Raw genomic sequence first — 26,099 nt, forward strand, 5'->3', positions numbered from 1 at the left:
GGCATAACTCTTGCGCAATCCTCATTTTCCGGACTTGCAGGAGCACTGCTATGTCGATCCATGTCGCCTTGCACCATGTGACCCACTACCACTACGACCGTGCAGTCCGGCTCGGTCCGCAGATCGTGCGCCTGCGCCCGGCACCGCACAGCCGCACCCGGGTGCTGTCCTATGCGCTGAAGGTCGAGCCCGGCGAGCACTTCATCAACTGGCAGCAGGACCCGCAAGGCAACTACCTGGCGCGCCTGGTGTTTCCTGACAAGACCCGCGAGCTCAAGGTGGAGGTCGACCTGGTCGCCGAGATGGCGGTGTTCAACCCCTTCGACTTCTTCCTCGAGCCCTATGCGGAGAAGATTCCCTTCGCCTACACCGAGGGCGAGCAGCGCGAGCTGGCGCCCTACCTGGTCAAGCTGCCGGCGAGCCAGCGCTTTGCCGATTACCTGGCCGGTATCTCGCGCACACCGACCGCCAGTGTCGATTTCCTGGTGGCGCTGAACCAGCGCCTGTCCACCGACATCAATTACCTGATCCGCATGGAGCCGGGGGTGCAGACGCCCGATGAAACCCTGGAGAAGGGCTCCGGCTCCTGCCGCGACTCGGCCTGGCTGCTGGTGCAGCTGCTGCGTCATCTGGGCCTGGCCGCGCGATTCGTTTCCGGCTACCTGATCCAGCTCACCGCCGACGTCAAGGCGCTGGACGGTCCCTCCGGCACCGAGGTGGACTTCACCGACCTGCACGCCTGGTGCGAGGTGTACCTGCCGGGTGCCGGCTGGATCGGCCTGGACGCGACCAGCGGCCTGTTCGCCGGCGAGGGGCATATTCCGCTGGCCTGCAGCCCCGAGCCGTCCTCGGCCGCGCCGATCAGCGGCGGGGTCGACGAATGCGAGTGCGAGCTTTCCCACGAGATGCGCATCGAGCGCATCTGGGAGGCGCCGCGAGTGACCAAACCCTACAGCGAGGCCCAGTGGCGGGCGATCGACGCGCTCGGCCGGCAGATCGACCAGGACCTGCAGCGTCATGACGTACGCCTGACCATGGGCGGCGAGCCGACCTTCGTCGCCCTCGACTACCCGGATGACGAGGAGTGGAACACCGCCGCCCTCGGCCCGAACAAGCGCCGCCTGGCCGCCGAGCTGTTCCACCGCCTGCGCGAACACTATGCGCCCCAGGCGCTGGTGCACTTCGGCCAGGGCAAGTGGTACCCCGGCGAGCAGCTGCCGCGCTGGTCGCTCAACTGCTACTGGCGCAAGGATGGCCAGCCGCTGTGGCTGGACCCCGCCCTGTACGCCGACGAACAGCGCGACTACGGCGTCGGGGCCGATACCGCCGGTCGATTTCTCGCCGACCTGGCGGCGCGCCTCGGGGTCGCCGGTGAGCACAGTTTTCCCGCCTACGAGGACTACCTCTACTACCTGTGGCGCGAACGCAAGCTGCCGAGCAACGTCACCCCGGAGGACTCGCGCCTGGACGATGCGCTGGAGCGCGCGCGCTTGCGCAAGGTGTTCGAGCAGGGCCTGGACAAGGTGGTCGGGCATGTCCTGCCGCTCGCCCGGCGGGTCGAGGAAGACGGCTGGCAGAGCGGCCCCTGGTTCCTGCGCGAGGAACATTGCCGGCTGTTGCCGGGCGACTCGCCGCTGGGCTACCGCCTGCCGCTGGACTCCCAGCCCTGGGTAAAGAAGAGCGACTACCCCTACGTCAATCCGCTCGACCCGTCCCAGGCATTCCCGCCGCTGCCGAGCGCCGCGCAGATCCGTCGCCAGGCGCAGGGCGCTCGCCCGCCCCAGGCCGGCGCCGCGCCCAGCCGGCCGGCGCCGACGCCGGGGCAGTCGGCCGCCGACGTGGTGCGTACTGCGCTCTGCGCCGAACCCCGGGGCGGGCGCCTGTACCTGTTCATGCCGCCGCTGGAGAGGCTGGAGGACTATCTGGAGCTGGTCGCGGCCATCGAGGCCACGGCCGCCGAGCTCGATTGCCCGGTGCTGCTCGAGGGCTATGAGCCGCCGCAGGACCCGCGCCTGCAGTCGTTTCGCGTCACCCCCGACCCGGGCGTGATCGAGGTCAATATCCACCCGGCCAGCAGCTGGGAGGAGCTGGCCGAGTGCAGCCAGTTCCTCTACGAGGCCGCGCGCCAGTCGCGCCTGTCCAGCGAGAAGTTCATGATCGACGGCCGCCATACCGGCACCGGCGGTGGCAACCATTTCGTCCTCGGCGGCGCCACCCCGGCCGACTCGCCCTTCCTGCGTCGCCCCGATCTGCTGCGCAGCCTGATCGGCTACTGGCACAACCACCCGTCACTGTCCTACCTGTTCTCCGGTCTGTTCATCGGCCCCACGTCCCAGGCGCCACGGGTCGACGAGGCGCGCAACGATGCCCTCTACGAGCTGGAGATCGCCTTCGCCCAGATCCCCGAGCCGGGTCGCGACAGTCCGCCCTGGCTGGTCGACCGGCTGTTGCGCAACCTGCTGGTGGACGTTACCGGCAACACCCATCGCGCCGAATTCTGCATCGACAAGCTGTACTCCCCGGATTCCGCCAGCGGCCGCCTCGGCCTGCTCGAGCTGCGCGCCTTCGAGATGCCGCCCCATGCACAGATGAGCCTGGCCCAGCAGCTGCTCTTGCGTGCGCTGGTCGCGCGTTTCTGGCAGCAGCCCTATCGCCCGGCCAAGCTGGTGCGCTGGGGCACTGAACTGCACGACCGCTTCCTGTTGCCGCATTTCGTCGAACAGGACTTCGCCGACGTCTTGCTCGAGCTGGAGACGTTCGGTTACGGCCTGCGCGCGGAATGGTTCGCCCCGCATTTCGAGTTCCGCTTTCCCAAGGCCGGCGATTTCGCCGTCAAGGGCATCGACCTGGAGCTGCGTCAGGCCCTCGAGCCCTGGCATGTGCTGGGCGAGGAGGGGGCCGTCGGCGGCACCGTGCGTTATGTCGACTCGTCGCTGGAGCGCCTGCAGGTCAAGCTCGCCGGCCTGGCCCCGGATCGCTACGTGCTGACCTGCAACGGGGTACCGGTGCCGCTGCGGCCGACCGGCACGGTCGGCGAGTTCGTCGGCGGCGTGCGTTTTCGCGCCTGGCAGCCGGCCAACTGCCTGCAGCCGACCATCGGTGTGCATGCGCCCCTGGTATTCGACCTTTTCGACAGCTGGATGAGCCGCTCCCTGGGCGGTTGCCAGTATCATGTCGCCCATCCCGGCGGACGCAACTACGAAACCCTGCCGGTCAACGCCTACGAGGCGGAAAGCCGGCGCCTGGCGCGCTTCTTCCGCCTCGGCCATAGCCCGGGCACGCGTGCGCCAGTGGCACCGATCGACAACCCTGAACTGCCGATGACCCTGGATTTGCGGCTCAGCTAGGCCGCCTCTGCAGGCATGATCGGACTCGCGGTCGGCGCCGCTACTGGCGGCCGCGAGTACACTGGCGGTTGCTGCCCAATTTCCTGTTGCAGAGTTACCCATGCCCGACCTGTTTGCCGACTATCCGCTCAACGATGGTGCCTACCACGAACTGCTCGACGCCCGGGGCCGGGTGCGGCCGCACTGGCAGCGGCTGGTCGAGCGCCTGCAGCGCAGCAACGCGACCCAGTTGCAGCAGCGCCAGGCGCTGCTGGCCCGGCAGATCCAGGAAAACGGCGTGACCTACAACGTCTATGCCGAGCCGGACGGTGCCGACCGCCCCTGGGAGCTGGACCTGCTGCCCAACCTGATTCCGGCCGAGGAATGGCGGCAGGTCGCCGCCGGCGTGGCCCAGCGCGCCAGTCTGCTCAACGCCGTGCTAGCCGATATCTATGGGCCGCAGCAGTTGATCGCCGATGGCCTGCTGCCGGCCGAGCTGGTGTTCGGCCACAACAACTTCCTCTGGCCCTGCCAGGGCGTGCAGCCGCCGGGTGGCACCTTCCTGCACATCTATGCGGTGGACCTGGCGCGCGCTCCCGACGGTCGCTGGTGGGTCACCGCCGACCGCACCCAGGCACCTTCGGGGGCCGGCTATGCGCTGGAGAATCGCCAGATCGTCGCCCGCGCCCTGCCCGAGCTGTATCGCGACCTGCGGGTGCAGCACCTGGGGGGATTCTTTCGCACCCTGCAGGACACCCTGGCACGCCAGGCGCCGGCCGACGGCGAGACGCCGCTGGTGGTGCTGCTGACCTCGGGGCGTTTCAACGAGAGCTATTTCGAGCACCTGTACCTGGCTCGCCAGCTCGGCTACCCGTTGGTCGAGGGCAGTGACCTGACGGTGCGCAACGCCACCCTCTACCTCAAGACCCTGTCCGGCTTGCGCCGGGTGCATGCGGTGCTGCGCCGCCTGGACGACGACTTCTGCGACCCGCTGGAGCTGCGCACCGACTCGGCGCTCGGCGTGCCCGGCCTGCTCGAAGCGGTGCGCCAAGGGCGGGTGCTGGTGGCCAATGCCCTGGGCAGCGGCGTACTCGAGTCCCCAGGCCTGCCGGGCTTCCTGCCGGCGATCAGCGAGTGCCTGCTGGGCCAGAAGCTGTTGCTGCCGAGTATCGCCAGCTGGTGGTGTGGCGAGCCGCCGGTGCTGGAAGTGGCCCTGAAAAAACTCGACAGACTGCTGGTGCGGCCCAGCTTTCCGTCGCAGAACTTCGCCCCGGTATACGGTCGCGACCTCGATGCCGAACAGCGCGCGAGCCTGGTCGAGCGCCTGCGCGCGCGGCCCTATGCCTACGTGGCCCAGGCGCAGGCGCAGCTGTCCCAGGCGCCGGTGTGGCTGGGCGAGGAGGGCGGCCTGCAGCCGCGCGCGATCGGCATGCGGGTGTTCGCCGTGGCCAGTGCCGAGGGCTACCGGGTGCTGCCCGGCGGCCTGACCCGGGTGGCCACCGAGGCGCATGCCGAGGTGGTGTCGATGCAGCGCGGTGGGGCGAGCAAGGACACCTGGGTGCTCGGCGAACGCGGTGCCGGCGGCGAGCCCTGGCAATGGCTGCGTCAGCTGGGGGTGGCCGACCTGGTGCGTAGCGATCCCTACCTGCCCTCGCGGGTGGTGGAGAACCTCTACTGGTTCGGCCGCTACAGCTCGCGCTGCGAGGATAGCGCGCGCCTGCTGCGGATCATGCTGGGCCGCTATGTCGACGATGACGACGATCCGCAGGCGCTGCAGACGGCGCTGGCCCTGGGCGAGAACCTCGGCCTGCTGGCCGAGGCCCACAGCGGCCCGCTGGAACAGCGCCTGCTCCAGGCCCTGCTCGACGGCGACTGGCCGGCCAGCCTGCGCGCCAACCTGGAGCGTCTGCAATGGACCGCCGGCAGCGTGCGCGGCAAGCTGTCCCAGGCCAATTGGCAGCTGCTGCTGGAGCTGCAGCGCGAGACGCAGGGCCTGCCGGGCGACCCCGACGACTTCGGCGAGCTGCTGGATTTCCTCGACGGCCTGCTGATTTCCCTGGCCTCGCTGTCCGGCTTCGCCCTGGACGACATGACCCGCGACGACAGCTGGCGTTTCCTGATGATCGGCCGCTGCATCGAGCGCCTGCAGTTCCTCGCGCGTAGCGTCGCCGAGTTCCTGCGCAGCGATGCCGCCGACGATCAGTCGGCCCTGGAGTGGCTGCTCGAACTGGGTAATAGCAGCATCACCTACCGCACCCGTTACCTGGCTTCGGCGCAGCTGCTGCCGGTACTCGATCTGCTCCTGCTCGACGAGCAGAACCCTCACGCGGTGCTGTTCCAGCTGCGCACCCTGCTGCGTTCGCTGAAGCGTCTGGGCGAGCGCTTCGAGCTGCCCGCCGACCTGCCGCTGCTGAACCTGGAGCGCCGCCTGAGCGGCGTCGGCCTGGGCAGCCTGGAAAATCCGCTGTTCGGTCCGAGCAGTGTCAAGGCGGTGCTCGATGGTCTGGCCGAGCTGCTCGAGGCGGTCGCCCGGGCCGCGGGCGACGTATCCGACCGCCTGGGCTTGCGTTTCTTCGTCCACGTTGATCCCAGCCAGGGGACCCAGTCGACATGAGCAGCGCCTTCTATCAGGTTCTCCACGACACCCATTACCGCTATTCGGCGCCGGTCTCGCTGGCCCAGCAGCTGGCGCACCTGTGGCCGCGTGACTGTCCCTGGCAGCGCTGGCAGACCCGTCAGCTGCAGGTGAGCCCGCTGCCCTGTCAGCGCCGCGACGGCCTGGACGTGTTCGGTAATCCGCTGACCCGGCTGGTGTTCGAGCGCCCGCACCATGAGCTGACGGTGGCCGCCAAGCTGCGCGTCGAGGTGCTGGCCCGGCCGCGCCTGGAGCTGGGTGACTCGCCGCCCTGGGAGCAGGCCAGCGCCGCGCTCAGCTATAGCGGCAAGCCACTCGGTCGCGAATTGCTGCAGGCCGCCCGCTATCGTTTCGAGTCGCCCTATGTGCGCCTCAAGCACGCCTTCAGCGACTATGCCGCCGACTGTTTTCCGGCGGAGCGACCGCTGCTGTTGGCCGTCCAGGCCCTGATGCAGAAGATCTTCGACGAGTTCAGCTTCGATGCGGCGGCCACCCAGGTGGCCACGCCGCTGCTGCAGGTGCTCGAGGAGCGCCGCGGGGTATGCCAGGACTTCGCCCACCTGATGCTCGCCTGCCTGCGCTCGCGGGGGCTGGCGGCGCGCTATGTCAGCGGCTACCTGTTGACCCAGCCGCCGCCCGGTCAGCCGCGGTTGATCGGTGCCGACGCGTCGCACGCCTGGATCTCGGTGTATTGCCCGCGCCAGGGCTGGGTGGATTTCGACCCGACCAACAACGTGCTGCCGGCCTTGGAACACATCACCCTGGCCTGGGGTCGCGACTTCGCCGATGTCTCGCCGCTGCGCGGGGTGATCCTCGGCGGCGGCCGCCACGACCCCGAGGTGCGAGTTACCGTACTGCCGCTGGCGGCGCCCTAGGCGCCGGGCGCCCTCAGCGCGCGCCAGGTGCGTGTAACCAGGGTGATCGCGGCCAGGCTCAGGGCCCCGGCGAGAATGCCGAGCAGGGCGTTGAGCAGCACCGGCAGGGCGGTTGCCAGCAGGCCGTTGTCGATGCCGCCGGCCAGCTGCTCGATGCCATGGTGAAGGACCGGCACGCCGTGGCTGAGGATGCCACCGCCGACCAGAAACATCGCCGCGGTGCCCAGCAGCGACAGGCCCTTCATCAGGTAGGGCGCGGCGATCAGGATGGCCTGGCCGAGCTGGCGCTGCAGTTGGGCGGCCCGACCAGCCCCGCCGCGCTGGTTGAGGTAGAGGCCGGCGTCGTCGAGTTTGACGATGCCGGCCACCAGGCCGTAGACCCCGGCCGTGATCAGCAGGGAAATGCCGGCCAGGACCAGCAGCTGCTGAAGCAAGGGCGCCGTTGCCACCGTGCCCAGGGTGATGGCGATGATCTCGGCCGAGAGAATGAAGTCGGTACGGATCGCCCCGCGGATCTTGCCCTGCTCGAAGGCCTGCAGGTCCACCTGCGGATCGCTCACGGCCTGGACCAGTTGCCGATGCTCAACCTGCTCTTCGGCCGGCCCGTGGAGCGCGCGGTGCGCCAGCTTCTCGAAGCCCTCGTAGCAGAGAAAGGCGCCGCCGAGCATCAGCAGCGGGGTCACCGCCCAGGGCGTCAGGGCGCTGATCAGCAGCGCCGCGGGCACCAGGATCAGCTTGTTCTTCAGCGAGCCCTTGGCCACCGCCCAGACCACCGGCAGCTCGCGTTCGGCACGCACCCCGGTGACCTGCTGGGCGTTCAGGGCCAGGTCGTCGCCGAGCACCCCGGCGGTCTTCTTCGCGGCGACTTTGCTCATCAGCGCCACATCGTCGAGCAGGGTGGCGATGTCATCGATCAGGGTCAGGAGGCTGGCGCCGGCCATGCTGGGGTTCCTTGTGTTGGGGCTGGCTGGGTCGTGGGTCGCTGGCGCGGTGGCCGGCTCAGTCGGGCTGGCGCTCGACCCACTTGGGCGCCACGCTCGGCTGCCACTGGCGCAGCGCCTGCAGCAGCTCGGCCGGCGATTCGGCGAGCTGGAGCATGGCGCGGTGCTGGGGGCGAACGAAACGCTCGGCGACCAGGTGGTCGAGGAAGTCGCCGAGCTTGCCGTAGAAGCCATCGACGTCGAGCAGGCCGAGCGGCTTGCCGTGGTAGCCGAGCTGGCCCCAGGTCCAGACCTCGAACAGCTCTTCCAGGGTACCGAGGCCGCCGGGCAGGGCGATGAAGGCGTCGCTGAGTTCGGCCATGCGCGCCTTGCGCGCGTGCATGCCGTCGACCACTTCCAGGCGGGTGAGGCCCTGGTGGCCGATTTCCGCGCGCTCCAGGCTCTGCGGGATGATGCCGATGACTTCGCCGCCGGCAGCCATGGCGGCGTCCGCGACTACGCCCATCAGGCCCACCGCGCCGCCGCCATAGATCAGGCGCAGGCCCTGCTCGGCGAGATGACGGCCGAGGCTCTCGGCGCTCTGCCGGTAGATCGGCTGGGCGCCGGGGCTGGCGCCGCAGAACACGCAGATGGATTGCAGGGACATGACCACTCCTGAGGCTGGATTCCGGGTCCACAGGGTAGCGGTTGCAGCCTCTGCGACCAAGGCTTCAGCGCGGCGGATGCGCCTCGCTGCAGGCGCCACTGGTGGCGCAGGCGTAGGCGGCGAGCAGGCTGTGCAGCAGGCTGGCGAGGGGCATGATGGCTCTCCGGAGGGTTGGTATCTACAGGGTAGACGTTGGCGGCACGGCGGGCCGGTTGATTGTGTCGATGGCGGCAATAGCGGCTGCGCTGCGCACTGCATCACCAAATGGAATGACATGGCGAATAAAGGTCGTTTGTTGTGTCGCGCCGAGCCGGCTATTACTTCAGTCCTGCCGAACCGTGCCCGAGCGGCTTGGTTATGCGGGTGGTCCGAGCCGTGGGGGAGAGTCCGCGCCCTGTCCACTCGTCCTGAATGCCCCTCTAAGGATTGCTGGATGAGCCTACGCCAAGAGTGTTTGTGGGAGAAACTGACGCCGCAGCGACCGAGCGCCGAGCGGCTGATCGGTGAGTTGCGGGTCGATGTCTGTGTGGTCGGTGCCGGGATTACCGGGCTCAGCGCGGCGCTGCACCTGCTCGAGCAGGGCAAGACGGTGTGCGTGCTGGAGGCCCATGAAACCGGCCACGGTGGGTCCGGGCGCAATGTCGGCCTGGTCAATGCCGGCATGTGGATCGCCCCGGACGAGGTCGAGGCCAAGCTGGGCAGTGCAGTGGGCGGCAAGCTGCTGGCGGCCATGGGCGCGGCGCCGTCGCTGGTGTTCTCGCTGATCGACAAGTACGCCATCGACTGCCAGGCCCGCCGCGAAGGCACCCTGCACATGGCGCACAACGCCCGCGGCCAGGCCGATCTGCAGCGCCGCTGCGAGCAGTGGCAGCGCCGCGGCGCACCGGTCGAGCTGCTCACCGGCGGGGCCTGCCGGCAGGCCACCGGTACCGAACGCATCGCCGCGGCCCTGCTCGACCGGCGCGCCGGCACCCTCAATCCGATGGCCTACACCAGCGGCCTGGCCAAGGCCGTGACCGATCTGGGCGGCCGGCTCTTCCATCGTTCGCCGGTGGTCCGCCTGGAGCGTCAGGGCGCCGGCTGGTGCGTGGTCAGCGAGCAGGGCGCGGTCAGCGCCGAGCAGGTGGTGCTGGCCTCCAATGCCTACACCGAGGGCGAGTGGAGCGAACTGCGCAGCAATTTCTTTTCCGGCTTCTACTACCAGGTCGCCTCCGAACCGCTGCAGGGCGAGCAGGCCGCCAGCATCCTGCCTGGTGGACAAGGCGCCTGGGATACCCGCCAGGTACTCAGCAGCATTCGCCGCGACGCCGAGGGGCGCCTGCTGCTCGGCAGCCTGGGCAATGGCGCGGCCAAGCCGCTCTGGTTCCTGCGCGCCTGGGCCGACAGGATCCAGCAGCACTACTTCCCCAGGCTGGGGCGGGTGAGCTGGCAGAGCACCTGGACCGGCTGCATCGCCTTCACCCCGGATCATCTGATGCGCCTGTTCGAGCCGGCGCCGGGACTGCTCGCGGTCACCGGTTACAACGGCCGCGGGGTCACCACCGGCAGCGTGGTCGGCAAGGCCTTCGCCGACTACCTGTGCCGGGGCGATGCCCAGGCACTGCCGATGCCGCTGCAGCCGATGCGCAGGGTCAGTGTCGCCGGGTTGCGCAGCGGCCTGTACGAAGCCGGTTTTTCGCTTTATCACGCCGGCCAATGCCTGCGGGTAGTGATCTGAGGCAGGCAGGCGAGCCGCCGAGGCTCGCGCGCCGTGTGTCATAACAACGCAGTCGGGGCGCCAGGCTGGTGCAGAAAAAAACCAGCCGTTACCGAAGGTAAACCGACGTTTTCCTCTCTGGCATGGATATCCGGCCGGAGCGACCGGTCGTGAAAAATGTCTTTCAGCAATCTCTGGTTTTTTTGCAAAAAACTCTTTTCCTGCCGGGGTTTTTCCCTGTAGAAAACCCTGGCATGTCATTTGCTCCTGCCCTTTGCAGCAATCAACAAGAAAGAAAAGTAGCAGTACTCACACCCACCATATGGAGTAACAAAGCTATGTCGCAGATGATTTTCAGAAAGGGTTTTCTGGCGCTCGCCGTCACCAGTGCCATGGGCCTTTCCTCCCTGGCTCAGGCTGATCTGGTGATCGGCGTTGCCGGTCCGCACACCGGCGCCAACGCCACCTTCGGCGAACAATACTGGCGGGGTGCGACCCAGGCAGCCGAAGACATCAACGCAGCAGGCGGCGTCAACGGCGAGATGATCAAGCTGATCAAGGCCGACGATGCCTGCGAGCCCAAGCAGGCAGTGTCCGTGGCCAACCGCCTGGTCGACCAGGACGGCGTCAATGGTGTGGTTGGCCACTTCTGCTCCTCTTCGACCATTCCGGCCTCCGAGGTCTATGACGAGGCCGGGATCATCGCCATCACCCCGGGCTCGACCAACCCGCAGGTCACCGAGCGCGGCCTGCCGGGCATGTTCCGTATCTGTGGCCGTGACGACCAGCAGGGCGTCGTCGCCGGCGACTACATCATCGATACCCTCAAGGCCAGCAAGGTCGCGATCATCCACGACAAGGACACCTATGGCCAGGGCCTGGCGGATGCGACCAAGGCCCAGCTGAACAAGCGCGGCGTCACCGAGGTGATCTACGAAGGCCTGACCCGCGGCGAGAAAGACTTCAACGCGCTGGTCACCAAGCTGCGCGCCGCCGGCGTCGAAGTCGTGTATTTCGGCGGTCTGCATGCCGAGGCCGGCCCATTGGTGCGGCAGATGCGTGAGCAGGGGCTGACTGCGACCTTCCTCTCCGGCGACGGTATCGTCACCGACGAACTGGTCACCACCGCCGGCGGGCCGCAGTACACCAAGGGCGTGCTGATGACCTTCGGTGCCGACCCGCGCCTGATCCCCGATGGCAAGGCGGTGATCGACAAGTTCCGCGCCAACGGCTTCGAGCCCGAAGGCTATACCCTCTACTCCTATGCTTCGGTGCAGGCCCTGGCCGCAGCCTTCAACGGCGCCGGCAGCAACGACAGCGCCAAGGCCAGTGCCTGGCTGAAAGCCAATCCGGTAGAGACCGTGATGGGCAAGAAGGAGTGGGACGCCAAGGGCGACCTCAAGGTCTCCGACTACGTCGTCTACGAGTGGGACGATCAGGGTAAATACCACCAGCAGTAAGCTCAGGGCGTCGCTCCGGTCCGGTCCTTCCCGCTTGGGATGGCCCGGCCCGGCTGGCGTCTTGCTCGGCTAGCCGCTCAGGCGCCCGTGCGCCTGGACGGTTAGAGCCTTCCGGGAACTGCTGAGTCGTCGACCCCGCCCGCCGCTGCATCCTGTGCGGCGGCGCTCAGCAGTACCCGTCTGAAACCACCTGAGGCGACCGGTCCACAAGGCCGGCCCGCCAGCAGACGAGACTGAGTCAATGGACGGTATCTTCCTGCAGCAAATGATCAACGGGCTCACGCTCGGTGCGGTCTATGGCCTGATCGCCATCGGCTACACCATGGTCTACGGCATCATCGGCATGATCAACTTCGCCCACGGCGAGGTGTACATGATCAGCGCCTACCTCTCGGCCATTACCCTGGCCGTGCTGGCCTACTTCGGCCTCGAATCCTTTCCGCTGCTGATCCTCGGCACGCTGCTGTTCACCATCTGCATCACCGGCGTGTACGGCTGGGTGATCGAGCGGGTGGCCTACAAGCCGCTGCGCAACTCCACCCGCCTGGCGCCGCTGATCAGCGCCATCGGCATGTCGCTGGTGTTGCAGAACTATGTGCAGATCAGCCAGGGCGCGCGCCAGCAAGGCGTGCCGACCCTGCTCGAGGGCGCCTTCAAGCTGCACATCGGCGAAGGCTTCGTGCAGCTGACCTACACCAAGGTGTTCATCCTCATCGCCGCCTTCGTCGGCATGGCGCTGCTGACCTACGTGATCCAGTACACCAAGCTCGGCCGCATGTGCCGCGCGACCCAGCAGGATCGCAAGATGGCCTCGATCCTCGGGATCAATACCGACCGGGTGATCTCCTACGTGTTCGTCATCGGCGCGGCCATGGCGGCCCTGGCCGGCGTGCTGATCACCATGAACTACGGCACCTTCGACTTCTATGCCGGCTTCATCATCGGCATCAAGGCGTTCACCGCGGCGGTGCTCGGCGGCATCGGCTCGCTGCCCGGGGCGATGCTCGGCGGCCTGATTCTCGGGGTGGCCGAGGCGCAGTTCTCCGGCATGGTCAACACCGACTACAAGGACGTGTTCAGCTTCTCGCTGCTGGTGTTGATCCTGATCTTCCGTCCCCAGGGCCTGTTGGGCCGTCCCCACGTGGCGAAGGTGTAACCAATGTCCTCAACCCTTGCAAGCAAACGTCTGGATGTGAAAAAGAGCCTGGTCGACGCGGTACTCGCCGGTCTGATCGCGCTGATCGTGTTCGGCCCGATCGTCGGCGTGGTTCTCGACGGCTATGCCTTCAACCTGGAGACGGAGCGGGTGGCGGCGGTCGTCGGCGTGGTCATGCTCGGTCGCTTCTTCCTCAGCCTGTTCCTGCAGACCCCCAAGGGCCTGGCAATCCTCGCCGGCTTCGAGACCACGGGCTCCGGCGTGCATGTGCTGGCGCCGGACCACAAGAGTCAGTTGCGCTGGGTCGTCCCGCTGCTGGTGGTGATCGCCCTGGTGTTTCCGTTCTTCGCCGGCAAGTACCTGCTGACCGTGGTCATCCTCGGCCTGATCTACGTGCTGCTCGGCCTCGGCCTTAACATCGTGGTCGGCCTGGCCGGCCTGCTCGATCTGGGCTACGTGGCCTTCTACGCCATCGGCGCCTACGGCCTGGCGCTGGGCTATGAATACCTCGGTCTGGGCTTCTGGTCGGTGCTGCCGCTGGCGGCCGTGGCAGCCGCCATGGCCGGGGGCATCCTCGGCTTCCCGGTGCTGCGCATGCACGGCGACTACCTGGCCATCGTCACCCTCGGCTTCGGCGAGATCATCCGCCTGGTGTTGAACAACTGGCTGGACTTTACCGGCGGGCCGAATGGCATGTCGGTGCCCTCGCCGAGCTTCATGGGCCTGGAATTCACCCGCCGGGCCAAGGACGGTGGCGTGCCCTTCCACGAGTTCTTCGGTATTCCCTACGACTCCAACCTGAAGTTCATGTTCATCTACCTGGTGCTGTTCCTGGTGGTCATGCTGGTGCTCTACATCAAGCATCGCCTGACCCGCATGCCGGTCGGCCGCGCCTGGGAAGCCTTGCGCGAGGACGAGATCGCCTGCCGTGCCATGGGCCTGAACCACGTGCTGGTCAAGCTCTCGGCGTTCATGATCGGCGCTTCCACCGCCGGCCTGGCCGGGGTGTTCTTCGCCAGCTACCAGGGCTTCGTCAACCCGGCCTCGTTCACCTTCTTCGAGTCGGCGCTGATCCTCGCCATCGTGGTGCTCGGCGGCATGGGTTCGACCGTCGGCGTGGTGCTCGCGGCGTTCGTCCTGACCGTTGCGCCGGAGCTGCTGCGCAGCTTCGCCGAATACCGGGTGCTGCTGTTCGGCGTGCTGATGGTGCTGATGATGATCTGGCGCCCGCGCGGGCTGATCCGGGTCAGCCGCAGCGGAGTACAACCACGTCAAGGAGTAGCGCCATGAGCGAAGAAATTGTCCTCTCGGTCGACCGCCTGGCGATGCACTTCGGCGGGATCAAGGCGCTGAACGATGTCAGCCTGACCATCAAGCGCAATTCCATCTCGGCCCTGATCGGCCCCAACGGTGCGGGCAAGACCACGGTATTCAACTGCCTGACCGGCTTCTACAGCGCCACCGGTGGCAGCATCAAGCTCAACGCCCGGGGCAAGACCACCGACGTGATCAAGGTGCTCGGCGAACCCTTCGCCCTGGGCGACTTCGTCTCCCCGCCGAAGTTCTTCAGCCGCCTGTACTACAAGATGTTCGGCGGTACCCACCTGGTCAACCGTGCCGGTCTGGCGCGCACCTTCCAGAACATCCGCCTGTTCAAGGAGATGTCGGTGGTGGAGAACCTGCTGGTGGCCCAGCACATGTGGATCAACCGCAACCTGCTGGCCGGCGTGTTCAATACCCCGGGTTTTCGCAAGGCCGAGAGCCAGGCGCTGGACCACGCCTTCTACTGGCTGGAGGTGGTCGACCTGGTCGACTGCGCCAACCGTCTGGCCGGCGAGTTGTCCTACGGTCAGCAGCGCCGCCTGGAAATCGCCCGGGCCATGTGTACGCGGCCGCAGATCATCTGCCTGGACGAGCCGGCGGCCGGCCTCAACCCGCAGGAAACCGAGGCGCTCAGCCGGATCATCCGCCTGCTGCGCGACGAGCACGACCTGACCGTGCTGCTGATCGAGCACGACATGGGCATGGTCATGAGCATCTCCGACCATATCGTCGTCCTCGACCACGGCCTGGTGATCGCCCAGGGCGGCCCCGAGGCGATCCGTAACGACCCCAAAGTGATCGCCGCCTACCTGGGCGCCGACGAGGAGGAACTGGTATGAGTCAGCCGATCCTCGAACTGAAACAGCTGGATGTGTTCTATGGGCCGATCCAGGCCCTGAAGAAGGTAGACCTGCATATCGACGAGGGCGAGACGGTCAGCCTGATCGGCGCCAACGGGGCGGGCAAGTCCACCCTGCTGATGTCGATCTTCGGCCAGCCACGTGCCGCCTCCGGGCAGATCCTCTACCGCGGCACCGACATCACCCTGAAGTCCTCGCACTACGTCGCCTCCAACGGCATCGCCCAGTCGCCGGAAGGCCGGCGGGTGTTCCCCGACATGAGCGTCGAGGAGAACCTGATGATGGGCACCATCCCGATCGGCGACAAGCACGCCGGCCAGGACATGCAGGCGATGTTCGAGCTGTTCCCGCGGCTCAAGGAGCGGCGCAACCAGCGCGCCATGACCATGTCCGGTGGCGAGCAGCAGATGCTCGCCATCGCCCGGGCGTTGATGAGCCGGCCCAAGCTGCTGCTGCTGGACGAGCCGAGCCTGGGATTGGCGCCGATCGTGGTCAAGCAGATCTTCCAGACCCTGCGCGAACTGGCCCAGGGGGGCATGACCATCTTCCTGGTGGAGCAGAACGCCAACCATGCCCTGCGCCTGTCCAACCGTGGCTACGTGATGGTCAATGGCGAGATCCGCCTCAGTGGCAGCGGCGAGGAGCTGCTGGGCAACGAGGAAGTGCGCAAGGCCTACCTCGGCGGGCACTGATCCTTCGCCCTCCACGCGCGCGTGCCGCCCCGGCGCGCGCGCCTTTGATTACAACGCCCTGCTGCTCCTGCGTTATTTGCCCACAAAGACTGTGCAGCGATCTGTGGATAAGGTGCGGGTAAGGCCCTGCAGGCCGCGTCGGCCGGCGCTCCGGCGACCCTGGCTGTTATTTGACCAGCCCGGCTTTTCTTCTAATAAAACAGCTACTTGGAAATTCGATCGAGGGCGTCGGGAATCGCCTGAGTTGTCCACGGCTGCTGTGTGCAGAGTTGTGGATAAGCTTGGCATGACTGGCTGCAGCCCTCGTCGGTAGTGGCTTTGCGCTACCTGCTGGTTTTTTGTGCAATCGCTCGGCGGCCTCTCCGTCAAAGCGCGGCCCCACCATGTCGAGTGAGCTTGCGCAGTTATCCAGCATCTCTGTGGGCCGAGCTGTGGACAAGGTGGGTGTAGCGCCCTGCAGGCCTTGTCGCTTGGCCCCTGCGCCGCGCTGGTGGTTTATTGATCAGTCGGATACAGCGACTCGAAACAAGGACTTATCCAACGGCTGTGGAGCGTTCTGCAAAGTTGTCCACGACTACTGTGCGTAGAGTTGTGGATAAGGTCGGCATGGCTTGCCGGAGGCCAGATACGCTGCGGCTTTGCGCGCTCTGTGCGTTTTTTGTTCAGTCACCAACGGCGGGCCCGCAGGGCATGCCTGGTAGTCAGCCGTCAAGAATTAATCGTGAATTTTCAATGGATTGCACGCCGGCCTTGGCAAGCCGATGGGCACTTATCCAGAAACGCTGTGGAGCGAACTGTGGATAAGCTGCGCATCGCTGTCGCCAGGTCACGCAGGACTAGGTGCGGGCAAAACTGGCTGTTTTTCGCTCAGTGTTACGGGGTGAGCGCCGGATAATTGCTCAGCGCGCCTATCTGGGTCGAGCGGCCGAGCAGCTGCAGGGCGCGGTCCGGGTAATCGGTGATCAAGGCGTTGGCCCCCAGATCCAGCACGCGGCGCATGGCCGGCTGCTCGTTGATGGTCCACAGCTGCACGTTGAGGCCGCGGCCCGAGGCGGTGCGCAGCAGGCTGGCGCTGGCGATCGCCAGGCCATTGTGGCGTTCGGGGATCTGCAGGGCCTGATAGGACGGCGACAGCAGGCTGCCCAGGCCGAGCCAGTCGAGCGCTACCAGCAGGCGTACCGAGGCCGGGCCGGCCGAGGTGGCGACGCCGGGGCAGCTCTGGCGAAACAGTTTCAGGCTGCGTTCATGGAAGCTGCCGACGATCACCCGGTCGCGCTGGCCGCTGCGGGTCAGGGCCTCGCACAGGCGTTCTTCCAGGCCGGCATCGGCGACCTTGATCTCGACGACCTTGGGCGTGTCGGGGAAGTGCTGGAGGACCTCGGCGAAGGTCGGGATGCGGATGCCCTGGCCGCGGTAGGGGTAGCTCTCGCCACCGTCGGCGCTCCAGCGATAGCCGGCGTCCAGCGCCTGCAGCTGTTCCAGGCTGAGCGCCGCCACCGGGCCCTGGCCGTTGGTGGTGCGCTCCAGAGTGGCGTCGTGGATCACCACCAGCTCGCCGTCGCTGGACAGGTGCAGGTCCATCTCCAGCATGTCCGCGCCCAGGGCGCTGGCCCGCTCGAAGGCGAACAGGCTGTTTTCCGGCCAGAGGCCGCGGCCGCCGCGATGGGCGATCACCAGCGGACGGTCGCCGAGCGCGGCGAGTACGGCGGGTCGCTCTGCCGGCCGGCTGGTCAGGGACAGCAGCAGGGCGATGGCGATCAGCAGCAGCGGGGCGAGGAGAAAGCGGGCGAAGCGCAGCATGGGCGGTTTCCAACTGTTCGGGGACGAGGCGCAGCCTACAGTGGGACTATGACAAAGGTCTCGGCGCGGGGCGAGGGGTGGATGGCGACAACCGAGGCACCTTTGCGGCCACCGCCGTCGCCCGGGGCATCCGGGCGACGGCGAGATGGTCAGCCGGCCAGCAGCCAGGCGCCGCCGAGCGCCGACGCCGCGCCAGCCAGGCGCACCATCGGCGCGGCCGCCCGCGGTAGCCGTAGGGCCAGAGCGTAACCGCAGGTGTGCAGGGCGGCGCTGGCGACGACGAAACCGCTGGCATACAGCCAGGGGCTGGCCTGTGCCGGCAGCTCCAGGCCGTGGGCGACGCCGTGGCCCAGGCCGAACAGCGCGGCCAGGCCGGCACCGACCGCCAGCGGCAGGCGCGCGGCCAACGCCACCAGCAGGCCGAGGGCCAGCAGCGAGCCGGCGATGCCGCTCTCGAGCAGCGGCAGCTGCAGGCCGGCGAAGCCCATTTGGCCGCCGAGCAGCAGGCTGGCGACGAAGCTCAGCGGCACTGCCCAGCGCGCCGCGTCGCGCTGCTGAGCGGCCCAGAGACCGATGGCGAACATCGCCAGCAGGTGATCCAGGCCCAGCAGCGGGTGGGCCAGACCGGCCATCAGTCCGGATGCTGCATGGCCAGGATGGGCCAGGGCCAGGGCCGGACCGAGCAGCAGGGGGAGGGCGATCAGCGGGGCGCGCAGCTTCATGGGTGTCTCCTTACGTAGTGGGGGCTTCAGGCGACGGCGAGCATGCCGTGGCGTTCGATGAAGGCGATGATCTCGTCGAGGCCCTGGCCGGTCTTCTGGTTGCTGAAGACGAAGGGCTTGTCGCCGCGCATCTTCCGGGTGTCGCGCTCCATCACCTCGAGGGAGGCGCCGACCAGGGGCGCCAGGTCGATCTTGTTGATCACCAGCAGGTCGGACTTGCAGATGCCCGGGCCACCCTTGCGCGGCAGCTTGTCGCCGGCCGACACGTCGATCACGTAGAGGGTCAGGTCGGACAGCTCGGGGCTGAAGGTGGCCGACAGGTTGTCGCCGCCGGACTCGACGATGATCAGCTCGAGGCCGGGAACGCGCCGGTTGAGCTGGTCGACTGCCTCCAGGTTGATCGAGGCGTCCTCGCGGATCGCCGTGTGCGGGCAGCCGCCGGTTTCCACGCCGATGATCCGCTCCGGCGCCAGGGCCTGATTGCGCACCAGGAACTGGGCGTCTTCCTGGGTGTAGATGTCGTTGGTCACCACGGCCAGGTTGTAGCGCTCGCGCAGGGCCAGGCACAGGGCCAGGGTCAGGGCGGTCTTGCCGGAACCGACCGGGCCGCCGATGCCGACGCGCAGGGGTTGGCTGTTCATCTTCGGGTCTTCCTTATCAAGAGCGGAATAGACGGCTGTACTGGCGCTCGTGCGCCATGCTGGCCAGGGCCAGGCCGAAGGCGGCGCTGCCCCAGTGTTCGGAGTCGAGGGCGCTGGCCTGATGCTGGGCCTGGTCGAGCAGGGGCAGCAGCTGCGAGGTCAGACGCTGGGCGGCCTGCTGGCCCAGCGGCAGGGTCTTCATCAGTACCGCCAGCTGGTTTTCCAGCCAGCCCCACAGCCAGGCCGCCAGGGCATCGCGCGGGGCGATCCGCCAGGCGCGTGCGGCCAGGGCCCAGGCCAGGGCCAGGCCGGGCTCCGGGACCCGGGCGAGCATCTGCCGGCCGGCCAGGTCCAGCTCGGGCAGGCCGTCGAGCAACTGGGCCAGCGAGTAACCCATCTGCCGGCTCTCCAGGCGCAGCTCGCGGGTTTCGCGGCTGGCGCGCTGGTGCTCGGCCAGCGCCTGCAGTTCGTCCCAGTCGCCGGCGGCGGCCGCTGCGCAGTGCGCCAGCAACAGCGGCGCCTCGAAGCGCGCCAGGTTGAACAGCAGCTGGTCGGCGATCCAGCGCCGGGCGCTGTCCGGGCCGTCGACCGGGCCGTGCTCGACCGCCAGCTCCAGCCCCTGTGAATAGCTGTAGCCACCGATCGGCAGCTGCGGGCTGGCCAGTCTGAGGAGTGCCCAGGCGCTATTCACGGTCGCGCCCCTGGCTCATGTGCGCCCACCGAACTGGTGCAGGCGCGGCGCGTAGCTGAACTCGGCGTCGCCGGCGTGGGAATGGTGGTGGCCGCCGCCGTAGGCGCCATGCTCGGGCTGGTAGGGCGCCTCGACGGTTTCGACGCGGGCACCGAGCTGTTCGAGCATGGCCTTGAGCACATAGTCATCGGGCAGGCGCAGCCAGCCCTCGCCCAGTTGCAGGGCGACGTGGCGGTTGCCCAGGTGATAGGCGGCGCGCATCAGTTCGAAGGGGCTGCTGCAGGTGACGTGCAGCAGCTGCTCGGGGCGGGCCCGCACGCGAACGATGCGACCGTCCTGGGCCTGCAGGCATTCGCCGTCGTGCAGCGGCGGCTGGCCGCGCTCGAGGAACAGGCCGACCTCTTCACCCTGGGTGGTGAAGCAGCGCAGGCGGCTCTTGCTGCGGGCCTCGAAGGTCAGTTCGAGTTCGGCATCCCAGGTTTCCCGGGCGGCAGTGCGTTGGTGGATCACCAGCATGGGGCAGTTTCCGGCGGGTCGATGGCAATGACAGAGCAAGGCCCTTGCCAAACCGCCGGATTCGGGCCCGCAGGCGGCTGGCGCCGGCTCGCTGGCAGGAGTTGGGGCATCGGTCAGGTTTTATTTGGTGCGCTGCGCCACTGCGTGTCTCGTTATGGTGCATCCGCTACGGCGGCGGCCGACCGCTGCCGCCGGCGAATCAAGGCAGCAGGCTTGCCTGGCTCGGTGTCAGTTCGCCGAGCAATTGCATGGGCTCGTCGCTCGGCAGGGCGAAGGCGTTGCTGGCGAACAGGCCCAGCAGCAGGCTCAGGGCGAGGGCAGTTTTCATGATGGGCTCCTCCAGGTGGGGATCGATGGCTACCGGAGCCCATACTAAGGATTGCGGCGAACAGCAGAAGTCGAACGGCGCGATAGTGTCTATCGATGCGCTCGATGCAGGCGACAAGCCTGGACTTCGCCGCGCTGAGCCGGTCATTTACCGAATTTTCGCGACTTTTATCCTCTCGTTCGCCTGGCTGGCGCGAGCGGGTCGACCTGGGAGGCTTGGCCATGTCCAAGCATGCGGCGCCGCGTTATCCCCTGGTGCTGGTGCCGGGCCTGTTTGGCTTCGTCCGCCTGCTGGGCTATCCGTACTGGTTCGGTATCGTCTCGGCATTGCGCCGGCTGGGAGCCCAGGTGTTTCCGGTGCTGGTGTCGCCGCTGCATTCGACCGAGGTGCGCGGCGAGCAGCTGCTTGCCCAGATCGCGCGGGTGCTGAGCGAAACCGGCGCGCAGAGGGTGCACCTGATCGGCCACAGCCAGGGGGCGCTGACCGCCCGCTATGCGGCGGCCCTGAGGCCCGAGTGGGTGGCCTCGGTGACGTCGCTGGCTGGGCCCAACCAGGGCTCGGAGTTGGCCGACTTCATCCAGCGCCTGGCGCCGCCCGGCAGCCTGCGCGAGCGCCTGCTGGCGGCGTTGATGGGGGCGCTGGCGCGTTGCATGGGCTGGCTGGAAAGCGGCTACCGCGGCCCGCGGCTGCCGATCGACGCGCTGGCCGCGCAGCAGTCGCTGACCACGGCCGGAGTGGCCGCCTTCAATGCCTGCCATCCGCAGGGCCTGCCCGAGACCTGGGGTGGCCAGGGCGCGGAACTGGTCGATGGCGTGCGCTATTACTCCTGGTCCGGCACCCTGCAGCCCGGGCTGACCGATCGCGGCGCTAATCGCCTGGACGGCCCCAACCGGTTCTGCCGCCTGTTCGCCCGCACCTTTCGCCGCGAGGCCGGTCAGTGCGATGGCATGGTCGGCCGCTACAGCTCGCACCTGGGCACTGTGATCGGCGATGACTTCCCGCTGGATCACTTCGACATCATCAACCAGAGCTTCGGCCTGGTCGGCAAGGGCGCCGATCCGGTCGGCCTGTTTGTCGCCCATGCCCGGCGCCTGTGCGATGCCGGGCTCTAGTGGCGCCCGGTTGCGTCAGGGCGGCCAGGTTGGCATTGGCCAATCTTCGACTAGTCTGACCAGACAACAACTCATTCAGAGGGAGCTGCATGCCTAGGGCCATTCGGGGGTTCGTCAGGGTGGTGGACGCGATCAATCGCGTGGTTGGCCGCTTCGCCATGTACCTGATCTTCGTCATGCTCGCCGTGCTGCTGTACTCCTCGGTCAGCAAGACCTTCGCCGATCCGGCGATCTGGACCCTGGAGACCGCGCAGTTCCTGATGGTCGCCTACTTCCTGCTCGGTGGCGGCTACTCCATGCAGCTCGACGCCCATGTGCGCATGGACCTGTTCTACAGCCGCTGGTCGCCACGCACCGCGGCGATCATGGACGCCATCACCGTCGGCTTCCTGATCTTCTACCTGGTGTTCCTGCTCTACGGCGGCATCTCCTCTACCCAGTACGCGCTGCAGTACGGCGAAACCAGCTACTCGGCCTGGTCGCCCTATATGGCGCCGATCAAGATCATCATGACCCTCGGCGTGGCGCTGATGCTGCTGCAGTCGATCGCCACCTTCTTCAAGGACCTGGCTGCGGCCCGCGGGGAGACGCTGTAATGAGTTATGAGCTCATCGCCCTGCTGATGTTCTCCTCGATGATGTTGCTGTTGCTCACCGGCAAGCGGGTATTCGGCGCCATCGGCTTCGTCGCGGTGGCGGCTGCCCTGCTGCTGTGGGGCGACGGCGGCGCGGAAGTCGCCTTCAGCGCGGCCATGAAGCTGATGAAGTGGTACCCGCTGCTGACCCTGCCGATGTTCGTGTACATGGGCTACATGCTCTCCGAGTCGGGTCTGGCCGAAGACCTCTACCGCATGTTCCACGTCTGGATGGGCCCGCTGCACGGCGGCCTGGCCATCGGCACCATCGGCCTGATGGTGGCGATCTCGGCGATGAACGGCCTTAGCGTCGCCGGCATGGCCATCGGCGCCAGCATCGCCCTGCCGGAACTGCTGCGCCGCGGTTACGACAAGATCATGGTCACCGGGGTGATCCAGGCCGGCAGCTCCCTGGGCATTCTCATCCCGCCCAGCGTGGTGCTGGTGCTCTACGGCATGATCGCCCGCCAGCCGGTGGGCCAGCTGTGGCTGGCCGGAGTCTTTCCGGGGCTGATGATGGCGACCCTGTTCGTGCTCTATATCGTCATCCGCTGCCGCCTCAATCCGTCCCTCGGCCCGGCGCTGCCGGAGGAGGAGCGCCAGCAGATCGGCTGGGGCGAGAAGCTGCGTCTGCTCAAGGCCGGCATCGCGCCGCTGTTCATCTTCTTCTCGATGACCGGCCTGTTCCTGATGGGCATCACCAGCCTGGTGGAAAGCTCGGCGGTGGGCGCCGCGGCGGCTACCCTGGCGGCCCTGGTGAAGCGCCGGCTGACCGCCCAGGTGATGGAGGAAACCCTGCGCAAGACCCTGGGCATCACCTGCATGTTCATGTGGATCATCCTCGCCGCCCTGTGCTTCGGCGCGGTGTTCGACGGCCTGGGCGCGGTCAAGGCGATCGAGGGCTTCTTTATCGACCGCCTGGGCCTGGGGCCCTGGCAGGTGCTGATCATGATGCAGCTGTCGTTCATCCTCATGGGCATGTTCCTCGATGACACGGCCATGCTGGTGATAGTCGCGCCGCTCTATGTGCCGCTGGTGGGAGCGCTGGGCTTCGACCTGATCTGGTACGGCGTGCTCTATACCATCACCTGCCAGATCGCCTACATGACCCCGCCGTTCGGTTACAACCTGTTCCTGATGCGCGCCATGGCCCCGCCGGAGGTCACGCTCAGGGATATCTACGTCTCGGTCACGCCCTTCGTCCTGGTGATGATCCTGGCGCTGGTGCTGGTGATGGTTTTCCCCCAGTTGGCGCTGTGGCTGCCGCAGTGGCACTACGCGCGCTGACCGACAGAATTCAGGCTAGGCAGGCAATGAGGATTGGATAGTGGAAAGGCCCCCAGGCATAACCTCCCTCGGCGGCCATCTGCCCTCCTGAAAACGCTGCACCGACCTTGCCGGGTCGCAGTAGTGCTATGCGGTGGTATGACATCTGAATCGACATCATTGGAGATGACAGCATGAGTACGAGACGCAAATTCCTGCAGACCGCCGCGGTCGCGACCGGGGCCTCGGCCCTGGGCTCGGCGCATATCTACGCCGCCGAGCCGAAGAAGATCACCTGGCGCCTGCAGACCTATGCCGGTCCGGCCCTGGCCGAGCACGTGATCAAGCCGTCCATCGATGCCTTCAACCAGGCGGCCCAGGGGCAGATGGAGATCCAGCTGTACTTCGCCGACCAGCTGGTGCCCACGGGCGAGCTGTTCCGCGCCATGCAGCGCGGCACCATAGACGCGGTGCAGAGTGACGACGATTCCATCGCCGCACCGGTGGACGTGTCGGTGTTCGGCGGCTACTTCCCCTTCGCCACCCGCTACAGCCTGGATGTGCCGGTGCTGTTCGAGAAATACGGCCTGCGGCAGATCTGGGAGGAGGCCTACGGCGAGGTCGAGGGTGTCACCTGGCTCGGGGCCGGTGCCTGGGACCCCTGCCACTTCGCCACCGTCGAGCCGATTCGCAGCCTGGCCGACCTCAAGGGCAAGCGCATCTTCACCTTTCCCACCGCCGGCAAGTTCCTCGCCCGCTTCGGCGTGATCCCGGTGACCCTGCCCTGGGAAGACGTCGAGGTGGCGGTACAGACCGGCGAACTGGACGGCATCACCTGGTCGGGCATCACCGAGGACTACACCGTCGGCTGGGCCAACGTCACCAAGTACTTTCTCACCAACAACATCTCCGGGGCCTGGATCGGCTCCTACTTCGCCAACTCCGAGAAGTGGGCCGAGGTGCCGGAACATCTCAAGACCCTGTTCAAGCTGTGCATGGACAGCTCCCACTACTACCGCCAGCACTGGTACTGGGGCGGTGAGGCGCAGCTGCGGGTCGAGGGCGGCAAGCTCGAGCTGACCACCATTCCCGATGCGGAGTGGAAGACGGTGGAGAACGAGGCGCGCAAGTTCTGGGACGAGATCGCCAAGGCCAGCCCGCGCAGCGCCAAGGTGGTGGAGATCTTCAAGAAGTACAACGCCCTGATGGAAAAGGCCGGCCCTCCCTACCGCTATTGAAACGGTGCTCAGTACGCCCGCGGCCCCGGCTGCCGAGCCGCGGTGGCGGGCGCGGCGCGTTCATTGGGGCAGGTGCTTGTGCTGCAAGGCAGGGGCGTCGGGCGTAGGCAGCCGACAGGGGATGTCGGCAATAACAAGATGAAGGGGTGAATATGCTCAATCCGCGGGATGTAAAGACCAGCGTCGACGCCAAGCGCATCGTTGAGGAGCGCGGGCTCAGTCACGTCAAGGTCGGGGTGTTCGACAACGATGGGGTGATGCGCGGCAAGTACCTGAGCCGCAGCAAGTTTTTCTCGGCCCTCGAATCGGGCTTCGCCTTCTGCGACGTGGTGCTGGGCTGGGACGTCAAGGACCAGCTCTACGACAACGCCAGCTATACCGGCTGGCACACCGGCTATCCGGACGCGCCGGTGCGGGTGCTGCCGCACACCTGTCGCGACATTCCCTTCGAGAACGGCATGCTGCTGTTCATCTGCGAGTTCGCCGAGCAGGCCGAGGCGGTCTGTCCGCGCGGCACCCTGCGGCGGGTGGTCGAGCGCTGTCAGGCAATGGGCTTCGATCCCTTCGCCGCGCTGGAGTACGAGTTCTTCATGTTCGAGGAAACCCCCGAGTCGGCAAGGGAGAAGGGCTTTCGCAACCTCAAGCCGTTCACCCCGGACTGGTTCGGCTACTCGATGATCCGCAATTCGGTGCACGCCGAGCTGTATCACGAGATCCTCGAGGTGGCCGAGCAAATGGATTTTCCCATCGAGGGCCTGCATACCGAGACCGGTCCCGGCGTACTCGAGGCGGCCATCGCCTACGATCATGCCGAAGCTGCGGCGGACAAGGGAGCGCTGTTCAAGACCTTCATGAAGGTACTGGCCCAGCGCAACGGCCTGATGGCCACCTTCATGGCCAAATGGTCGGGCAAGTACCCGGGGCAGAGCGGGCATATCCACGTTTCGCTACGGGACCGGGCGAGCGGCAAGTCGGCGTTCCACGACCCCAGCCAGCCGCACAACATGAGCCAGATCCAGCGCCAGTTCCTCGCCGGCCAGCAGCGCCTGATGCCAGAGTTTCTGTGCATGGTGGCGCCGACCCTGAACAGCTACCGGCGCCTGATCCCCGGTTTCTGGGCGCCGACCGACGCCACCTGGGGCGTGGAGAACCGAACCGCGGCGCTGCGGGTGATTCCCGGCAGCGACAAGTCGCAGCGCCAGGAGTATCGCCTCGGCGCCGCGGACGGCAACCCCTTCCTGGCCCTGTCGGTGGCGATCGGCTCCGGCCTGTACGGGGTGATGCAGCAGTGGGAGCCGAGCGAGCCGGTGTCGGGCAACGCCTACGCGCAGAAGCATCCGCCCGAGCTGGCCCTGCCACGCACCCTGTGGGATGCGGCGCAGCGGCTGAAGGCCTCCACGGCGGCACGTGAGCTGTTCGGCGACCCGTTCGTCGAGCATTTCGCCGCGAGCCGCGAATGGGAGGAACGTGAGTACCGCCGGCATGTCAGCGATTGGGAACTGGATCGCTACTTCGAAATCATCTGACACGCGGCGCATCCC

22 protein-coding genes are annotated in these 26,099 nt (G+C 67.1%); 14 read left to right on the plus strand and 8 right to left on the minus strand.

Annotated features, from left to right (window positions below):
* Positions 1 to 50: 50 nt before the first annotated feature.
* The 3 genes from AB5S05_RS17865 (at position 51) to AB5S05_RS17875 (ending at position 6,836) form a co-directional block, all read left to right on the plus strand.
* Positions 51 to 3,347, plus strand: coding sequence for a transglutaminase family protein (locus tag AB5S05_RS17865; RefSeq protein WP_369288870.1), 3,297 nt, complete (start codon positions 51 to 53; stop codon positions 3,345 to 3,347).
* Between the two features lie 100 nt (positions 3,348 to 3,447).
* A complete protein-coding gene (locus AB5S05_RS17870; protein ID WP_369288871.1) occupies positions 3,448 to 5,940 on the plus strand; it encodes a circularly permuted type 2 ATP-grasp protein in 2,493 nt (830 codons plus the stop codon).
* The gene (locus tag AB5S05_RS17875) at positions 5,937 to 6,836 is read left to right on the plus strand and encodes a transglutaminase family protein (RefSeq protein ID WP_369288872.1); all 900 of its coding nucleotides are present in this window, start codon (positions 5,937 to 5,939) and stop codon (positions 6,834 to 6,836) included. The genes AB5S05_RS17870 and AB5S05_RS17875 overlap by 4 nt, the downstream gene beginning before the upstream one ends.
* Here the strand turns inward: AB5S05_RS17875 and AB5S05_RS17880 are convergent.
* Together AB5S05_RS17880 and AB5S05_RS17885 are read right to left on the minus strand one after the other, a co-directional pair.
* Entirely contained in the window at positions 6,833 to 7,777 is a 945-nt protein-coding gene (locus AB5S05_RS17880; RefSeq protein ID WP_369288873.1) for a DUF808 domain-containing protein, read from the minus strand. The genes AB5S05_RS17875 and AB5S05_RS17880 overlap by 4 nt on opposite strands.
* Positions 7,778 to 7,835: 58 nt before the next feature.
* The gene (locus AB5S05_RS17885) at positions 7,836 to 8,423 is read right to left on the minus strand and encodes a cytokinin riboside 5'-monophosphate phosphoribohydrolase (RefSeq protein WP_369288874.1); all 588 of its coding nucleotides are present in this window, start codon (positions 8,421 to 8,423) and stop codon (positions 7,836 to 7,838) included.
* A gap of 433 nt (positions 8,424 to 8,856) precedes the next feature.
* Between AB5S05_RS17885 and amaA the strand changes: the two genes are divergently transcribed.
* The 6 genes from amaA (at position 8,857) to AB5S05_RS17915 (ending at position 15,610) form a co-directional block, all read left to right on the plus strand.
* Positions 8,857 to 10,140 carry an L-pipecolate oxidase gene (amaA, locus tag AB5S05_RS17890; RefSeq protein WP_369288875.1) on the plus strand — a complete coding sequence of 428 codons (1,284 nt, stop codon included), beginning with the start codon at positions 8,857 to 8,859 and terminating at the stop codon, positions 10,138 to 10,140.
* 317 nt (positions 10,141 to 10,457) lie between these two features.
* Positions 10,458 to 11,579: a branched-chain amino acid ABC transporter substrate-binding protein gene (locus AB5S05_RS17895; protein WP_369288876.1), complete on the plus strand. Its 1,122-nt coding sequence runs from the start codon at positions 10,458 to 10,460 to the stop codon at positions 11,577 to 11,579.
* A 241-nt stretch (positions 11,580 to 11,820) separates the two neighbouring features.
* The gene (locus AB5S05_RS17900) at positions 11,821 to 12,735 is read left to right on the plus strand and encodes an ABC transporter permease subunit (protein WP_369288877.1); all 915 of its coding nucleotides are present in this window, start codon (positions 11,821 to 11,823) and stop codon (positions 12,733 to 12,735) included.
* A gap of 3 nt (positions 12,736 to 12,738) precedes the next feature.
* Positions 12,739 to 14,025, plus strand: coding sequence for a high-affinity branched-chain amino acid ABC transporter permease LivM (gene livM, locus AB5S05_RS17905; protein ID WP_369288878.1), 1,287 nt, complete (start codon positions 12,739 to 12,741; stop codon positions 14,023 to 14,025).
* On the plus strand, positions 14,022 to 14,897 hold the full coding sequence (locus AB5S05_RS17910; protein WP_369288879.1) for an ATP-binding cassette domain-containing protein: 876 nt from the start codon (positions 14,022 to 14,024) through the stop codon (positions 14,895 to 14,897). The genes livM and AB5S05_RS17910 overlap by 4 nt, the downstream gene beginning before the upstream one ends.
* Entirely contained in the window at positions 14,894 to 15,610 is a 717-nt protein-coding gene (locus tag AB5S05_RS17915; protein WP_369288880.1) for an ABC transporter ATP-binding protein, read from the plus strand. Before AB5S05_RS17910 ends, AB5S05_RS17915 begins: the two co-directional genes overlap by 4 nt.
* A gap of 873 nt (positions 15,611 to 16,483) precedes the next feature.
* Here AB5S05_RS17915 and AB5S05_RS17920 read toward each other — a convergent pair.
* From AB5S05_RS17920 to AB5S05_RS17945, 6 genes are all read right to left on the minus strand, one after another.
* The gene (locus AB5S05_RS17920) at positions 16,484 to 17,410 is read right to left on the minus strand and encodes a glycerophosphodiester phosphodiesterase family protein (protein ID WP_369288881.1); all 927 of its coding nucleotides are present in this window, start codon (positions 17,408 to 17,410) and stop codon (positions 16,484 to 16,486) included.
* Positions 17,411 to 17,559: 149 nt separating this feature from the next.
* Positions 17,560 to 18,132, minus strand: a complete 573-nt coding sequence (locus tag AB5S05_RS17925) for a HupE/UreJ family protein (RefSeq protein ID WP_369288882.1) — start codon at positions 18,130 to 18,132, stop codon at positions 17,560 to 17,562.
* Positions 18,133 to 18,158: 26 nt separating this feature from the next.
* Positions 18,159 to 18,773 (minus strand): urease accessory protein UreG, encoded by a 615-nt coding sequence (gene ureG / locus AB5S05_RS17930; RefSeq protein ID WP_369288883.1) that lies wholly within the window; start codon positions 18,771 to 18,773, stop codon positions 18,159 to 18,161.
* 16 nt (positions 18,774 to 18,789) lie between these two features.
* The gene (locus AB5S05_RS17935; protein ID WP_369288884.1) at positions 18,790 to 19,464 is read right to left on the minus strand and encodes an urease accessory protein UreF; all 675 of its coding nucleotides are present in this window, start codon (positions 19,462 to 19,464) and stop codon (positions 18,790 to 18,792) included.
* Positions 19,465 to 19,479: 15 nt separating this feature from the next.
* The gene (gene ureE / locus AB5S05_RS17940) at positions 19,480 to 19,980 is read right to left on the minus strand and encodes an urease accessory protein UreE (RefSeq protein WP_369288885.1); all 501 of its coding nucleotides are present in this window, start codon (positions 19,978 to 19,980) and stop codon (positions 19,480 to 19,482) included.
* A 199-nt stretch (positions 19,981 to 20,179) separates the two neighbouring features.
* The gene (locus AB5S05_RS17945) at positions 20,180 to 20,308 is read right to left on the minus strand and encodes a hypothetical protein (RefSeq protein WP_369288886.1); all 129 of its coding nucleotides are present in this window, start codon (positions 20,306 to 20,308) and stop codon (positions 20,180 to 20,182) included.
* A gap of 221 nt (positions 20,309 to 20,529) precedes the next feature.
* On the opposite strand from AB5S05_RS17945, the gene AB5S05_RS17950 reads away from it, so the two are divergent.
* The 5 genes from AB5S05_RS17950 (at position 20,530) to AB5S05_RS17970 (ending at position 26,084) form a co-directional block, all read left to right on the plus strand.
* On the plus strand, positions 20,530 to 21,420 hold the full coding sequence (locus tag AB5S05_RS17950) for an esterase/lipase family protein (RefSeq protein ID WP_369288887.1): 891 nt from the start codon (positions 20,530 to 20,532) through the stop codon (positions 21,418 to 21,420).
* Positions 21,421 to 21,509: 89 nt separating this feature from the next.
* Positions 21,510 to 22,016, plus strand: a complete 507-nt coding sequence (locus tag AB5S05_RS17955) for a TRAP transporter small permease subunit (RefSeq protein WP_369288888.1) — start codon at positions 21,510 to 21,512, stop codon at positions 22,014 to 22,016.
* On the plus strand, positions 22,016 to 23,341 hold the full coding sequence (locus tag AB5S05_RS17960) for a TRAP transporter large permease (protein ID WP_369288889.1): 1,326 nt from the start codon (positions 22,016 to 22,018) through the stop codon (positions 23,339 to 23,341). The genes AB5S05_RS17955 and AB5S05_RS17960 overlap by 1 nt, the downstream gene beginning before the upstream one ends.
* 173 nt (positions 23,342 to 23,514) lie before the next feature.
* A complete protein-coding gene (locus tag AB5S05_RS17965) occupies positions 23,515 to 24,558 on the plus strand; it encodes a TRAP transporter substrate-binding protein (protein WP_369288890.1) in 1,044 nt (347 codons plus the stop codon).
* Positions 24,559 to 24,710: 152 nt separating this feature from the next.
* The gene (locus AB5S05_RS17970; RefSeq protein WP_369288891.1) at positions 24,711 to 26,084 is read left to right on the plus strand and encodes a glutamine synthetase family protein; all 1,374 of its coding nucleotides are present in this window, start codon (positions 24,711 to 24,713) and stop codon (positions 26,082 to 26,084) included.
* The last annotated feature ends 15 nt before the right edge of the window (positions 26,085 to 26,099 follow it).

This window comes from Pseudomonas zhanjiangensis (genome assembly GCF_041027545.1).
Classification (GTDB): domain Bacteria; phylum Pseudomonadota; class Gammaproteobacteria; order Pseudomonadales; family Pseudomonadaceae; genus Aquipseudomonas; species Aquipseudomonas zhanjiangensis.

Bases quoted from the DNA above. Each gene is read 5' to 3' on its own strand.
- AB5S05_RS17910 (WP_369288879.1), top strand. From the start codon at position 14,022: ATGAGCGAAGAAATTGTCCTCTCGGTCGACCGCCTGGCGATGCACTTC.
- ureG (WP_369288883.1), bottom strand. From the start codon at position 18,773: ATGAACAGCCAACCCCTGCGCGTCGGCATCGGCGGCCCGGTCGGTTCC.
- AB5S05_RS17950 (WP_369288887.1), top strand. From the start codon at position 20,530: ATGTCCAAGCATGCGGCGCCGCGTTATCCCCTGGTGCTGGTGCCGGGC.
- AB5S05_RS17970 (WP_369288891.1), top strand. From the start codon at position 24,711: ATGCTCAATCCGCGGGATGTAAAGACCAGCGTCGACGCCAAGCGCATC.
- livM (WP_369288878.1), top strand. From the start codon at position 12,739: ATGTCCTCAACCCTTGCAAGCAAACGTCTGGATGTGAAAAAGAGCCTG.
- AB5S05_RS17915 (WP_369288880.1), top strand. From the start codon at position 14,894: ATGAGTCAGCCGATCCTCGAACTGAAACAGCTGGATGTGTTCTATGGG.
- amaA (WP_369288875.1), top strand. From the start codon at position 8,857: ATGAGCCTACGCCAAGAGTGTTTGTGGGAGAAACTGACGCCGCAGCGA.
- AB5S05_RS17960 (WP_369288889.1), top strand. From the start codon at position 22,016: ATGAGTTATGAGCTCATCGCCCTGCTGATGTTCTCCTCGATGATGTTG.
- AB5S05_RS17875 (WP_369288872.1), top strand. From the start codon at position 5,937: ATGAGCAGCGCCTTCTATCAGGTTCTCCACGACACCCATTACCGCTAT.
- AB5S05_RS17870 (WP_369288871.1), top strand. From the start codon at position 3,448: ATGCCCGACCTGTTTGCCGACTATCCGCTCAACGATGGTGCCTACCAC.
- AB5S05_RS17920 (WP_369288881.1), bottom strand. From the start codon at position 17,410: ATGCTGCGCTTCGCCCGCTTTCTCCTCGCCCCGCTGCTGCTGATCGCC.
- AB5S05_RS17885 (WP_369288874.1), bottom strand. From the start codon at position 8,423: ATGTCCCTGCAATCCATCTGCGTGTTCTGCGGCGCCAGCCCCGGCGCC.
- AB5S05_RS17865 (WP_369288870.1), top strand. From the start codon at position 51: ATGTCGATCCATGTCGCCTTGCACCATGTGACCCACTACCACTACGAC.
- AB5S05_RS17880 (WP_369288873.1), bottom strand. From the start codon at position 7,777: ATGGCCGGCGCCAGCCTCCTGACCCTGATCGATGACATCGCCACCCTG.
- AB5S05_RS17895 (WP_369288876.1), top strand. From the start codon at position 10,458: ATGTCGCAGATGATTTTCAGAAAGGGTTTTCTGGCGCTCGCCGTCACC.
- ureE (WP_369288885.1), bottom strand. From the start codon at position 19,980: ATGCTGGTGATCCACCAACGCACTGCCGCCCGGGAAACCTGGGATGCC.
- AB5S05_RS17965 (WP_369288890.1), top strand. From the start codon at position 23,515: ATGAGTACGAGACGCAAATTCCTGCAGACCGCCGCGGTCGCGACCGGG.
- AB5S05_RS17945 (WP_369288886.1), bottom strand. From the start codon at position 20,308: ATGAAAACTGCCCTCGCCCTGAGCCTGCTGCTGGGCCTGTTCGCCAGC.
- AB5S05_RS17955 (WP_369288888.1), top strand. From the start codon at position 21,510: ATGCCTAGGGCCATTCGGGGGTTCGTCAGGGTGGTGGACGCGATCAAT.
- AB5S05_RS17925 (WP_369288882.1), bottom strand. From the start codon at position 18,132: ATGAAGCTGCGCGCCCCGCTGATCGCCCTCCCCCTGCTGCTCGGTCCG.
- AB5S05_RS17900 (WP_369288877.1), top strand. From the start codon at position 11,821: ATGGACGGTATCTTCCTGCAGCAAATGATCAACGGGCTCACGCTCGGT.